The organism is Mesorhizobium sp. M0074, assembly GCF_040322975.1.
In the GTDB taxonomy this organism is placed as follows: domain Bacteria; phylum Pseudomonadota; class Alphaproteobacteria; order Rhizobiales; family Rhizobiaceae; genus Mesorhizobium.
In genome coordinates this window covers 14,404-27,609 of the sequence record NZ_JAMYUM010000026.1, presented here as the reverse complement: position 1 = coordinate 27,609, position 13,206 = coordinate 14,404, and the positions used below count along the sequence as shown (strand labels likewise).

The window sequence follows — 13,206 nt, the reverse complement described above, 5'->3', positions numbered from 1 at the left end:
CCTAGTCGAAGTCAATGTCCGCCATTGCGTAAAAAGCCGCCCGCCAATGGCTAGCAGCTAAACGGCCGTTTCGCGCCACATGTCAGGTGGCCTGTCCCATCGTCACGGATTTCTGAAACGCTGCGGCAAGCCCGTCTGCCACGGCCGCTTCAAACCCGGCTGCGCGCATGGCCTCGATTGCCGCTGCGGTGGTGCCGCGGTAGTCGAGGAAGGTCTGGACGATGTCTTTGGGGTTGTCTGCGCGAGCCTCGATGAGTTTTCCCGCTCCAATCAGCACCGCGCTGACGCTCCTTCGGGCAATGTCCGGGCTTATTCCTCGACCGACGGCATCGTCCATCATCGCCGCCGCCAAAAGCGCCGGAAACGCCGGGCCGGATCCGGTAAGGCCGGTCATGTAGTCGATATCTGCTTCGGTTTTGACTTCGTCGGCAGCGCCACAGGCTTCCAGGATCCGGCGAATAACATTGCGGTCATCCACGGTGACGCCTTGGGAGCCTATCCAGGGCGCGTAGGAATTGCGCACCTCTGCGGCTGCATTAGGAAGCGTGCGGACGACGCGGTCGGTCTTGAGACGTCGAGCCAATTGGTCGAGAGGAATCCCGGCCATGACCGACATCACGAGTTTGCCGGGCGCAGAAATCTCGATGGCAGGCCAATCCTGGGGTCGGACCGAGACGATGATGACATCAGATCGATCCACCAGTTCCTGATTGTCCCTGGTCCAGATAGCGTTTGGCAGAAAGCCGGGTTGCCCGCTTCTGTAAGAGAGCGCGAGGTGCTCTGCGGCAACTATTTGCGCATCGACAATGGCCTCGGCGAAGGCGCGTCCAAGCCAGCCCCCTCCACCAATTATCCCGATGCTCATGGGTTTGCTCATTGTCGCAACTCTTCCTCAGTCCGCCAAATAGTCATGTCTGGCGAAGAACCGATCCAGCTCGCGCTGCTGCGGGGCCTCGCCTGTAAAAATCTCCACGTAGCCGGGAATGCGCTTCATGCGGGCCGTGAGATCTTCCCGGGTCTGCATTGAGATGTAGCCGATCTGCACGAGGTAGACAGTGCGCGCTCGAACGTCGGCCAAGCTTTCCTTGTAACCGAAGCGGACGAACATCTGGCTCATCGCGTCGAGACGCGTCTGGTCGGCTTTCTGGACCTCCGCCAGAATGTCAGGGGATTGAATCGCCCAGCTTCTGACTGCGAATTCGAACTGGGCATCGAACAAGGACTTGTCGAGCCAGCAGTCGAAAACGTTCAGCATCGCTTCGGCCACCGTCTCGGCATACGCCTCGGCCTGCTTGACGAGGCTGCCGGTGTTCTTGTCGCGCCAACGCGCTACGAGGGCAGCCAACAGCTCTTCTCTATCCCTAAAGAACCAATAGAAGCTGGTGCGTGACAGGCCCAACTTCTTGGCCAGTGGCGAAATTCTCACCGTGTCTACGCCAGATTCCAGAAGCAGGTCGTAGGCGGCCTCAAGCCATCCCTCCGGCGATCCACGCCATCCGCTATCGTTCGAAATCTGCTCCATGAGCGACCAGCCTAACAAAAGGTCAAACTGAAAACCAGCAAAATGTACACCTATGTCAACTCTGTCGACCTTACCGAAGCTAAACTTGACATGTGTGTACATTTCCGGTTAGCGTTCGCGCTTGTCCTCCCAGCCCGGAGCCGGTCAGATGTCGAGCGATCCTCTTCTGCAACCCTACAAACTCAAGCATTTGACCCTGCGCAATCGCATCATCGTGACCTCCCACGAGCCGGCCTATCCGGAGGATGGGATGCCGAAGGAACGCTATCTTGCCTATACGGTGGAACGGGCAAAGGGCGGTGTGGCGATGACGATGACAGCCGGGTCCGCGGCCGTCTCGAAGGACAGTCCCCCGGTCTTCAACAACCTGCTCGCCTACAAGGACGAGATCGTGCCGTGGATCCGGCAAATGACAGATGCGGTGCACGAAGAGGGCGCCGCCATCATGATCCAGCTAACCCATCTTGGACGGCGTACACGCTGGGACAAGGGCGACTGGCTTCCCGTCGTGGCGCCGTCCCATCATCGTGAAGCCTCCCACCGCGCATTTCCCAAGAAGATTGAAGACTGGGATATCGAGCGCATCATCAAGGACTTCGCGGACGCCGCGGAGCGGATGAAGGCGGGCGGGATGGATGGCGTCGAGCTCGAGGCCTACGGTCACCTGCTCGAACAGTTCACGTCGCCTCTCATGAACGACCTTGACGGCCCTTATGGCGGTTCCCTTGAGAACCGCATGCGCTTCTGCATGGACGTCTTGAAGGCGATCCGCTCAAGGGTCGGCGAGGACTTCATTCTGGGCGTGCGCTATACGGCGGATGAATGTCTCCCCGGCGGCACCGGCAAGTCGGAGGGCATTGAAATCTCCAAGCGCCTCAAGGCAAGCGGACTTGTCGATTACCTCAACGTGATCCGCGGCCATATCGACACCGATGCGGGCCTGACGGACGTCATCCCGATCCAGGGAATGGCGAATGCGCCGCATCTTGATTTTGCCGGCGAGATTCGTGCCGCTACCAACTTCCCAACCTTCCATGCAGCGAAAATACCGGATGTAGCGACGGCGCGCCACGCGATTGCATCGGGTAAGGTCGACATGATCGGCATGACGCGCGCTCACATGACCGACCCACACATCGTGCGCAAGATCATCGAGAAGCGTGAAGACGAAATCAGGCCCTGCGTGGGCGCCAACTATTGCCTTGACCGTATCTATCAGGGCGGAGCGGCATACTGCATTCACAACGCCGCAACCGGCCGCGAACTGACCATGCCGCACATCGTCCCCAAGGCCGAAACCCGCAAGAAAATTGTCGTGGTCGGCGCAGGTCCGGCCGGCCTAGAGGCGGCCCGCGTGGCGGGCGAGCGGGGACACGAGGTCGTGGTCTTCGAGGCCGCCAGCGGGCCGGGAGGACAGATCCGCCTGACAGCGCTGAGCCCGCGCCGCAAGGAGATGATGAGCATCATCGACTGGCGCATGGCCCAGTGCGAAAAATACGGGGTGACCATCAAGTTCAATGCCTGGGCAGAAGCCGAAACCATCGAGGCGGAAAATCCTGATGTCGTCATCATCGCGACGGGCGGGGTGGCGCACACCGATGTCCTTTCCAAGGGCAACGAGTTGGTTGTGTCTTCATGGGACATCATCTCCGGAGACGTAAAGCCGGGAAGCAATGTCCTCATCTTCGACGACGCCGGCGACCATGCCGCCCTCCAGGCCGCGGAATTCATCGCGGGTGGGGGAGCGAAGGTCGAGATCATGACGCCGGACCGGTCCTTCTCCCCCGAGGTGATGGCTATGAACCTCGTGCCCTACATGCGGGTCCTGCAAAAGCTCGATGTGACCTTCACAGTTACCTATCGGCTCGAGTCCGTTGAAAAGAATGGCAACCAGCTCATTGCAAATGTCGGCAGCGACTACGGCGGCATATCCAGGCAGCGCGTCGTGGACCAGGTTGTCGTCAACCACGGCACCATTCCGCTCGATGACATCTATTTCGAGCTGAAACCGAAATCGACCAATCACGGCGAGATTTCGCATGATGAGCTCATTGCCGGACAAGCGCAGTCGGTGGTGCGGAACCCGCAAGGCCAATTCCAATTGTTTCGTATCGGCGATGCCGTTTCAGCTCGCAACACCCACGCCGCGATCTACGACGCACTGCGACTGGCGAAAGATATTTGACCCGGCAACGAACGCGCACAACAAGGGCTGCGAGATGAACAGAAGTGACGCCCTGCAATATTTTGTAGACACCGCGTTCGTGGCCTTCGACCAGTTCTCACACGACCTGCGATCGCGCAGATCGATCATCCAGCTCTTCGCCCAATCTGAAGTTCCCGGACTGGAAAGGACCAAGGCCGGGAGCCGCAAGCCGGTCTGTTCTCATCTTGGCTCGGCGTTGGCGGAAGAGACGATCCCGTCCACGCTCCGCAACTTGGTCGAACGCTTCAAGGCGATCGAGCCGCTGCTCGAATGGCGGCCGAAATCAAATCCCGCCCCGTCTGCCAGCCGCAATTTCGCTGACGGTCACGCCACCGCGATGATCCTTGGTCCGGGCGGCATCGAGGACAGAAACGATCTATGGCTCGGCGTCACTTTGATGGCTCCTCACGTCCGGTATCCCGACCACAATCATCCGCCGGAAGAAACCTACCTCGTGCTTTCGGATTCCGAGTTCAGGCAGGCTGACAAGGAGTGGTTTTCGCCGGGCATCGGTGGATCATTCTACAATCCGCCAGGCATCAAACATGCAATGAGATCCCTGGATACGCCGCTGTTCGCTTTCTGGGCGCTGCTGGTGGATCAAACGCATCACTGAGCTGGCCGAAACCCGGTATTGACCGAGGGGCAGCCAAGAAGATTGCCGTTCCGATGAGGCATGCAGATCATCAATAGCTTCATCGCCTCAACGGTCCGGCTTCAAGCGAAGTCGGAGGTGGAGTTCCGCGACTACTAGGATAGATATTCCGCTTGTACTCGACCGCTTTGGGCCTGCTGAGCCTATATGACGAGATCACAAGAGGGCATCGAAATCAAAGTAGAAAACTCTGGCCTCGATCCCCAATTCCATCGACCGATCTCGGCTATCTGCTATGCGTCGACTTTCACGCGTCCGATCGGGTTGGAGCAGCACGCAAGAATATACCCTTCGGCAATATCCTCTTCGGTGATGCCGCCGTTATGCACCATATGAACCTGACCTTCAATCTTTCGGATCTTGCAGGTTCCGCAAATCCCCATGGAGCAGCCCGATGGAATCACCAGCCCCGCGGCCTTCGCAGCGGACAGGATCGTATGCGTCTCTGTACACTTCGCGACTATGCCGGACAGGGCAAACTGGATTTCGGCCACGCTTTGTTCATTCGGAACCACATCCTCGGGGACATTCTCCGCATCTGGAGGCTCTGCCTGGAAGCTTTCCTGATGATAGCGGCTCATGTCGTAGCCGAGACCCGCAAGGGCCTCGCGCACGGCCCGCATGAAGGGCTCGGGTCCGCAGCAGAACACCTCGCGGTCCAGATAGTCCTGCGCCATCAGGCCCAGCATGATCTGGTTGAACATCCCGCGGTAGCCGGTCCAGGACCGGAAGGGATCTGCCTCTTCGACGACCCATTTGAGATCGATGCCGACGATGCGCGACGCCATGAGTTCCATCCTGTCGCGCAGAATGATGTCGGACGGGCGGCGCGCGCAGTTAATGAAAACGATGTCCGGCTCGCGCCCGGAATCGTAGAGCCAAGTGGTCATCGCCACCATCGGTGTGATGCCGGAACCGGCCGAGATGAAAAGGTATTTCTCGACCGGATGATGGACGATCGAGAATTTCCCAGTCGGCCCTATAGCCTTGATGAGCGCGCCTTTGCGCAAATTGTCGAGCATCCATCTGGTGCCGATGGACCCTTCCTGCGCCTTGACCGTGACGGTCAGGGCAGTCGGACGCGACGGCGAAGACGAGATCGTATATGTGCGATAGACCGGCCCCCCTGGAACGGGCAGTTCCAGTGTAACGAACTGTCCCGGTTCATGATTGAACAGCGCGCCGGACGGACTCTGAAAGCTGAAGGTCACGACATTCGGCGCTTCCGGAGTACGGGTTACGCATTCCAACTCTTCTGCATCGGTCCAGAACGAGAGTTTTCTGAATGCGCTCATCGGGTCATTCCGCTGCAACTTGAAGCGGCGCAAGGGCGCGCTCAAGCCAGGCTGCATACCAATCGACAAATTGCGTCACGCCGCTTTCCTGCCCGGGCGAATAGGGGCCAGGAGTATAGGCCGGCGAGAGTATCCCAAGCTGATTGTTTTCAACGATTTCGCGGTCTTCGTCATTGGTCGCGATCCAGACCTCGGTCAGGCGCTTGAGGTCGTAGTCCACACCTTCGACCGCGTCCTTGTGCACAAGCCAGGTGGTGGTGACTTCGGTTTCAGTGGCGCTGATCGGCAACACCCGGAAGGTGAGGGAGTGGTCCGGCAGGAAGTGGTTCCATGTAGAGGGATAATGGAACATGAGGAGCGAGCCGGCGTCGGGCGGCGCAACCCGGCCAAGGTTCTTGGCGACGGCCGCCTTGCCGTCCATCGTATAGCTCACGGCCTTTTCCTGAAGCGGCATACGCGCCAGGCGGTATTGTCCCTCTCCGGCAAGTTGGAACTGCGCCGGCGCACCGGCGCCAGCGCAGCGGTCGAAATGCGCCTGTAGCTTCGCCGATACCTTCCCATCAGCTTGGACGCCAGCGACTTCGGGATCGAGCGGGAATGAGCGGCACAGCGCCGGATGATTACTGCTGCAATGATAGCATTCGCGGTTGTTCTCCCACACCAGCTTCCAATTGCCTTTTTCGATGATGGTCGACGTGTACGCGACTTTGGAATCCGTAAGGTCGTGGACTTCGAGATATGGCTGAGCCATCTGGGCGAAAGCATCGAAATCAGGTGGAGTGGTGGACAGGCAGACGTGGATCAGGCCATCGAGATTGCGAAGATTGACGGGCTTCAAACCATGTTTTGAGGCATTGAAATCCGGGCCCATGTCATTCGCCCAGATCAGCTTACCATCGAGCTCATAGGTCCACTGGTGATAGGGACAAACGAGCTTGGCCACCTGGCCTTCGCGCGCCTTGCAGATCAGCGACCCGCGATGCCGGCAGGAATTATGAAAGGCGCGGATTTCGCCATCGCGGCCTCGAACGACGATCACCTCGTAGGCACCCACGCGCATCGTTACATAGCTACCAGCTTTGGCAAGCTGGCACGCCGGGGCTGCGTAGAGCCATTCCTGGTAGAAGATGTGCTCGAGGTCGAGCTGGTAAATCGTCGGCGATGTGTAGAACGGCTGTTCGAGCGCATAGCCCGAGACGCGACGTGCTAGCAGCTCTTGGATGGTCGGCGAGGCGGCGTTCATGCGGAAATTCCATGGATAGCAGGCTTATTTGAAATGAAATTTTCTGGCTTGAACGCCTTTTGCGCAACAGCAGTAATTTTCAGCACGAGTTAGTTCAGCTAATGTCTTGCACGCCGCGAGCTCCCATGGGCCAACAAGCGGTTCCGAAGGGGCTGTGATGCCAAGACCGTACGATCTCTCCTCGGTGACCGCTCTCATCTGCTTCGAGGCTGCTGCCCGAAATGCAAGTTTCAAGAATGCCGCTCAGGAATTGAACGTGACACCCGCGGCCATCAGCCACCAAATCAAGGCGCTTGAGGGTGACTTGGGATGCAGCCTGTTCCTGCGCAGGAGCCGTGGTGTCGAATTGACTGAGAAAGGGGCGTTCTTGTTCGTTGCGGTGCAGCGCGGGCTAGAGACGATTTCCGACGCCGTTACTCACATGCGTGATCGCCCCGAAACCGCTGACGTGACCATCCGGACAACGACGGCAGTCAGTTCGCTTTGGCTTACACCGAAGATTTCTACCTTCTGGAAAAGCCATCCCACCATCACTGTCTCGCAGATCGTCAGCGACGTGCCCGGAGCCGCCATCCGTTGCGATCTAAGTATTCAATACGGTGATGCGCAGGAGAATCGCGAAGAGTGCCACAAACTCTTTCACGATCGCATCGTCGCGCTGGGAACGCCAAAATTCGCCGCTGAGCATGGCATTGGCCGGATTGAGGATCTGCTCAAGGCGCCTTTGATTCATACGAATAACGAGGATACCGACTGGGAGAACTGGCCGGACTGGTTTCAAGCGCTTGGACACACCATCCCAAAGGGCCGCAGGTTTTCAGTCAACAACTACATGATTGCCCTCCAGGCCGCTCAGGATGACATTGGGGCGGTCTTGGGATGGGATGGATTGGTCAAAAGTCTGATGGATCAGGGACGGCTGGTCGCACTTGTGCCCGACAATATTCCATCGCCCAGGGCATTTTATCTGAAAATCCATCCCAAGGCAGGTTCGAAAGCCCGACTCTTTGCCAGTTGGCTCGCCAAAAGCTCTTGAGGGCTGCTCTCTTGCTCGCGGACTTCGTAGGAAGTCGGCACCTTGAGGCTCAATCACAGGGAGTGTAACCGCTGACCCGCAGCCTTCAACGCGGATGGACCCTGTCGATGGAAGTTGGCAATAGGATCGCCGTAAAAATCTACACGAGGAGCGCTCCGGACGGACGAACTCTAGCTGTCTCGTTCCTGCATTGCGATTTCTCGGATCCAGCTTCGCAGGATTTCGGCAGCTGGTGAAAGCGTGCGCTTATCGTTCCAGGTGAGATAGTAGCTTCCTGGAGCCGGGAGTTCGAGTTCGGTCAGCCTGACCAGTTTGCCTTCGTCTATCTGTGACTTCACGAGGCGATGCCAGCCTACGGCAAGGCCCTGGTCGGCTTGAGCCGCCTGCATGGCTACAAAGAATTTTCCGAATCGGCGGCCGCGGGTCGGGCCGTGGGGCACGGCCGCACGTCGCAAGACTTCGTCCCAGCCCGCCCAGTTCGGATCAACCCAGTCGACATGCAGCAAGGGAAGATCCGGCAGGGATGCTGCCGTCGCGTCTCGATGTGCTTTGGCAAACTCCACCCCGCAGACCGGATAGATGGTTTCGCCGAAAAGAAGCTCGGCGTTCTCGTCAGGCCAGGAGCCGAACCCATATCGGATGCGCAACTCTACCTCGGCCCTCCGGTAGTCTCGCGGATTGTCAGAGATCAGATGATCGACTGCAATCTCGCCGTAACGTGTCCAGAAATCGGGCATACGCGGTATCAGCCACATCGTAGCAAAGGCGTCAGAACAGGCGAGCGTGACGTTCTTGGAGCGATCGCCGCGCTTGACGTTACGGACAATTTCGGCTGCGCGCGAAAAGCCACTCGCAAGGACGCCATAGAGGTCCTCGCCGGCACTCGTCAGCATCACCCCCGAGCCCAGCCTTACAAACAGCTGAACGCCAAGTTCGTCCTCGACCGCCTTCACCTGCCTGCTTACCGCCCCGGGAGTTACATTCAGCTCTCCCGCCGCCAATTTGAACGACAAGTGCCTGGCGGATGCTTCGAAGACGGCGAGAGCTGTCAGGGAGGGTAGGTCATAATATCGGCGAACCATCCTGGGCTCCAAACGTTCCAAAACCGAGCGGGGCAGAAACTTCGTCAAGACGTGCGCGCGGCGTCGTGATCTCTACCATGCATACACCAGATCGCATCTTGCTAAAGCTGGTGCTGTCGGGACTGCAGGCACTTTCATGCGGAGTATGCTGACCGTAGCAACTCAGCAAAGATGAAGGTTTCTGCTTGGCGCGGGAGGGAATGATTTACGGGCCGGCGTTCAGTGAATGAGCCGCGTTTCCCATGACGATGCTGATTGGGTCAATCGTAAGCGACGAGGCGAAGCCTCCGACGTCCGCGTATAAGTCAACACGCGCGTGAGACTTTTGCAGTAGGTCAAATCGGCGGGTTGCAGCGATAGTCGCGCGCGGTCCGGCTGCGGCTCGCGTGTTCTTTTTGGAGGCCCGCATGACCATTGAAGCGCAAATCTCGCGAAGGGGAGGACGCGACGCCCGCCGAATTATTCGGACCGCGCCCAAGGTGGAGATGCTGCCGACACTCAAGCGCGGGCTACCTGTAATCGAGCCCATGGATGCAGAGCAGGTAGAACGCATTCACGAAGCGTCGCTGGCGATCCTGGAAGAGGTCGGCGTGGTATTCCGCGATCCGATTGCTCTTGAGGACTGGAAGAGAGCAGGCGCCGACGTTCGCGGTGAGCGAGTCTATCTGGATCGCGCGTTGGTGATGGATCTGATCAAAACCATCCCCCCCGACATTGAGTATTTCGCACGCAACCCGGCAAAAAACGTACAGCTGGGCGGCCCGAATTCGATCTTCGTGCCGATGACCGGCGCGCCATACATGCGCGATCTTGACGACGTGCGTCGCGGCCCGACCATTGCGGACCTGGGGACCTTCCATAAGCTGGCGCACATGATGCCGGCGCTGCATTCATCGGCGCACCATATCGTCGAGCCGATGGATATCGTCGTTGCGCACCGACATCTGCACATCACCTACTCGTCGATGAAGCATTCCGACAAGATCTTCATGGGCATGACCACCTCGCCCAAGAATGCCGAGGACGTGCTCGATATGTGCGAGATTCTCTTTGGCAAAGGCTTCATGGAAAGGCATGCGGTCACTACCGGAAATTGCAACGGCAATTCTCCGCTCGTGTGGGACCAGGTCATGCTCGGCGCCATGCGGGCGTTCTGCCGGCGCAACCAGCCGGTGCTGTGCTCGCCCTTCGTGCTGGGCGGCGCAAACACGCCTGCGTCGACGGCGGCTGCGGTGGCGCAGCTAAATGCCGAGGCACTCTCCGCACTCGCCTACACCCAAGTGATCCGCAAGGGCTGTCCGGCCATCTACGGGCATTACCTGTCGACGGTCTCCATGCAGTCCGGCGCCCCAATGGCTGGAACGCCCGAGATATCGCTGATGAACTTCATGATCGGTCAGATGGCGCGACGCTACAACGTGCCGTGGCGCACATCGAACCTGCTCGGCGGTGCCAAGATTTTCGATGCTCAGGCCGGCTACGAAAGCGCCATGACAATGATGGCGGTGCTGATGTCCGGCGCCAACTACGTCTGGCACTCGGCGGGCTGGAACGAAGCCGGGATGCATTGTTCCATCGCCAAGTTCGTGGTCGATGCCGAGGTTTGTGCCATGGGTTATCGCATGACCCAAGGTATCCAGTGGGAAGATTTCGACGAGGCCTTGGCCGCCATCCGTGACGTCGGACCCGGTGGCCACTATCTCGGCCATCCGCATACCCAGGCCAACTTCGAACGTGCATTTTTCATACCAAAGCTCTTCGATAACAATTCGATCGAGCAATGGAAGGTCGACGGCTCCAAGGACATAAAGCAAAGGGCGCTCGACCATGCGAAGCACCTTTTGGGAGAGTACCAGGAGCCCACGCTGGATCAGGCCAAAGATGAAGAACTGCGCGCCTATATCGATCGACGCTCGCGCGAGATCCCGGCGGTTGACGCGCTCAACGACGATTATTGAGCGTTGTCATGCGCATCAACAGGATCAACGTCTATTCGACCCAGCTTCCAACCAAGGGTGGCGCCTATAAGATGGCGAGCACCGAAGTCCACTCGTTGGACAGCACCCTTGTCGAGGTTGTGACGGATGACGGCATTACAGGATGGGGCGAAACCTGCCCAGTCGGTCCAGTCTATCAACCCCATCACGCGCTGGGAGCTCGGGCGGCGTTAGCTGAAATCGCGCCAGGCCTGATTGGAGAGTCGACCCAGTCGATACGTCATCTCTCCAAGCGGATGGATGAAAGGCTCAACGGGCACAACTACGCCAAGGCGGCGCTCGACATAGCGTTCCTCGACCTCATCGGCCAGCGTCTTGGCGTGCCGGTGTCGATGCTGCTGGGCGGAGCACTTACAGACCGCGTGCCGTCTTACTACTCGCTGATTGTGGGCGCTCCGGACGAATCCGCGCGTATCGCGGCCGACAAGGTCAGAGCGGGCTACCCGCGTATCCAGGTCAAGATTGGTGGTCGCGACCTAGAGAAGGACGCAGCAACGGTGCATAAGGTCTGGGAGACTGTGGGCCTCAAGGCAAGCATCGTTGTGGACGGCAATCGTGGCATGTCCGTAGCATCTGCGCTTCAATTGGATCGCCTTTGCCAAAACATCCCGTGCGTGTTCGAGCAGCCCTGCAACAGCATGGAAGAGAACGCCACTCTCCGGGGCAGGTTTACCCATCCCATTTATCTCGACGAGAACACCGAAGACCTTAATGCAGTATTGCGGGCCATATCGTCGGGCATTGCCGATGGATTTGGTTTCAAAGTTACGCGTCTGGGCGGTTTGACCAAAATGGCGGTCGCCCGCGATATGTGTTCCATCCGGTCGCTGCCGCACACCTGCGACGACGCATGGGGCGGCGACATTATCGCAGCCGCGTGCGTACATCTTGCTTCTACGGTTGAGCCACGTCGCTTTGAAGGCACCTGGATCGCGCAAGAATATATCGATGGGCACTACGACAATACGAACCCCGTTGTCATAGAAAATGGTCATATTGCCGTGCCGCAGGGAGCGGGCCTCGGAGTGAAGCCCGAAGCCGGCGCCTTTGGCGCCCCGGTAGCGAGCTATGGTTGATGATGAATGCTCCGGCCCGCGTCCCCGAAGTCAGCAGCCCCGTCCGCCTTGAAGCTGCGTTTCAGGTGCCGGGCAAGGCGCATGACATTGCCGTGCTCGTGCTGCCAGGATTTTCGCATCTGGCGCTTCACGCCTATATCGAGCCCTTGCGTATAGCCAACGCAGTTTCCCGGCTTCCACTGTTCCGCTGGCGGATTGCGGGGACCGACGGCCAAGCGGTCGTGGGCGCCAATGGACTTTCGATTCCAGTGGACGTGACAGTCGAGGAATTGGCCGCGGACGGGTCCTACGATTGCAGGCTGAACCAGTTCGTCGTCGTAGCGGGCGAACCTGTTGAAAAGCAGATGACGCCTCACCTGAACGCGTTCCTGCGGCTACTGGCGAGGCGCGGGATACCGATATCGGCGGTGGGCACGGCGACGTGGCTTCTCGCCCAGACGGGCCTTCTCGCGGAGAGCCGTTGCACTATCCATTGGTCACGGCTCGCGGCTTTCTCCGAGGTTTTTCACAAGCCGCGCATCCGTGATTCCCTGTTCGTCAGGGATGGCCAATATTCAACCTGCGCCGGTGAATTGGCGGCGTTCGATCTCGCGGTGGATCTTGTTGCGGGTCACGCGGGCGCCTACGTCGCTCAGGAAGTCTGTCGTCATGCCACGGTAGAGGGCCAACGCTCCGGTTCGAACCGCCAGACGGGTCCATCAGGTCTGGCGTTTGCGGGTGTCAGCGACAAGCTGGCGATGGCCATGCGCATTATGGAAGAGAATGTGGAGACTGCGCTGTCGATGGGTGACGTTGCGGGCCGGGTTGGGATCTCCCGCCGGCAGCTTGAACGCCTGTTCGCGATCCACATAGGTCAGCCGCCGGCCCGTCACTACCTCAGGGTCAGGGTCGACCAAGCCAAGCGCCTGCTCGAAGGCACGCGTATGCCCATCATAGATATTGCTGTAGCCTGCGGGTTTATCTCAGCATCGCATTTTGCCAAATGCTTTCGTATCATCAACGGTCTTTCGCCACAGCAGTGCCGGACAATGGTGCCGGCATGGGTCGGCCCAGGCTTGGGATAGTTCAGTCTAGACCCTGATGGTTGAACTCAT

11 protein-coding genes are annotated in these 13,206 nt (G+C 58.9%); 6 read left to right on the top strand and 5 right to left on the bottom strand.

Features of this window, described 5'->3' with window-relative positions:
• Positions 1 to 82: 82 nt before the first annotated feature.
• Both NKJ73_RS28040 and NKJ73_RS28035 read right to left on the bottom strand, forming a co-directional pair.
• Positions 83 to 877, bottom strand: coding sequence for a pyrroline-5-carboxylate reductase family protein (locus NKJ73_RS28040; protein ID WP_352565093.1), 795 nt, complete (start codon positions 875 to 877; stop codon positions 83 to 85).
• Positions 878 to 892: 15 nt separating this feature from the next.
• Positions 893 to 1,522 carry a TetR/AcrR family transcriptional regulator gene (locus NKJ73_RS28035; RefSeq protein ID WP_352565094.1) on the bottom strand — a complete coding sequence of 210 codons (630 nt, stop codon included), beginning with the start codon at positions 1,520 to 1,522 and terminating at the stop codon, positions 893 to 895.
• 148 nt (positions 1,523 to 1,670) lie between these two features.
• Here NKJ73_RS28035 and NKJ73_RS28030 point away from each other — a divergent pair, with 148 nt between their 5' ends.
• Together NKJ73_RS28030 and NKJ73_RS28025 are read left to right on the top strand one after the other, a co-directional pair.
• Entirely contained in the window at positions 1,671 to 3,707 is a 2,037-nt protein-coding gene (locus tag NKJ73_RS28030) for an oxidoreductase (protein WP_352571817.1), read from the top strand.
• 34 nt (positions 3,708 to 3,741) lie between these two features.
• Positions 3,742 to 4,344, top strand: coding sequence for a dimethylsulfoniopropionate lyase (locus NKJ73_RS28025; RefSeq protein WP_352571878.1), 603 nt, complete (start codon positions 3,742 to 3,744; stop codon positions 4,342 to 4,344).
• 272 nt (positions 4,345 to 4,616) lie between these two features.
• Here NKJ73_RS28025 and NKJ73_RS28020 read toward each other — a convergent pair whose 3' ends face one another.
• Positions 4,617 to 5,678, bottom strand: coding sequence for an FAD-binding oxidoreductase (locus NKJ73_RS28020; protein ID WP_352571816.1), 1,062 nt, complete (start codon positions 5,676 to 5,678; stop codon positions 4,617 to 4,619).
• A gap of 4 nt (positions 5,679 to 5,682) precedes the next feature.
• Positions 5,683 to 6,921, bottom strand: coding sequence for an aromatic ring-hydroxylating oxygenase subunit alpha (locus tag NKJ73_RS28015; RefSeq protein ID WP_352565099.1), 1,239 nt, complete (start codon positions 6,919 to 6,921; stop codon positions 5,683 to 5,685).
• 157 nt (positions 6,922 to 7,078) lie between these two features.
• Here NKJ73_RS28015 and NKJ73_RS28010 point away from each other — a divergent pair, with 157 nt between their 5' ends.
• Positions 7,079 to 7,957, top strand: a complete 879-nt coding sequence (locus NKJ73_RS28010; protein ID WP_352565101.1) for a LysR family transcriptional regulator — start codon at positions 7,079 to 7,081, stop codon at positions 7,955 to 7,957.
• Between the two features lie 170 nt (positions 7,958 to 8,127).
• Here NKJ73_RS28010 and NKJ73_RS28005 read toward each other — a convergent pair whose 3' ends face one another.
• Positions 8,128 to 9,039: a LysR substrate-binding domain-containing protein gene (locus tag NKJ73_RS28005; protein ID WP_352571877.1), complete on the bottom strand. Its 912-nt coding sequence runs from the start codon at positions 9,037 to 9,039 to the stop codon at positions 8,128 to 8,130.
• A 407-nt stretch (positions 9,040 to 9,446) separates the two neighbouring features.
• Here NKJ73_RS28005 and NKJ73_RS28000 point away from each other — a divergent pair, with 407 nt between their 5' ends.
• From NKJ73_RS28000 to NKJ73_RS27990, 3 genes are read left to right on the top strand one after another with little or no spacing between them, the layout of a single operon-like run.
• Positions 9,447 to 10,997: a trimethylamine methyltransferase family protein gene (locus NKJ73_RS28000; protein WP_352571815.1), complete on the top strand. Its 1,551-nt coding sequence runs from the start codon at positions 9,447 to 9,449 to the stop codon at positions 10,995 to 10,997.
• 8 nt (positions 10,998 to 11,005) lie between these two features.
• Positions 11,006 to 12,112, top strand: a complete 1,107-nt coding sequence (locus tag NKJ73_RS27995; RefSeq protein ID WP_352565107.1) for a mandelate racemase/muconate lactonizing enzyme family protein — start codon at positions 11,006 to 11,008, stop codon at positions 12,110 to 12,112.
• Positions 12,112 to 13,176, top strand: coding sequence for a GlxA family transcriptional regulator (locus NKJ73_RS27990; RefSeq protein WP_352565109.1), 1,065 nt, complete (start codon positions 12,112 to 12,114; stop codon positions 13,174 to 13,176). The genes NKJ73_RS27995 and NKJ73_RS27990 overlap by 1 nt, the downstream gene beginning before the upstream one ends.
• The last annotated feature ends 30 nt before the right edge of the window (positions 13,177 to 13,206 follow it).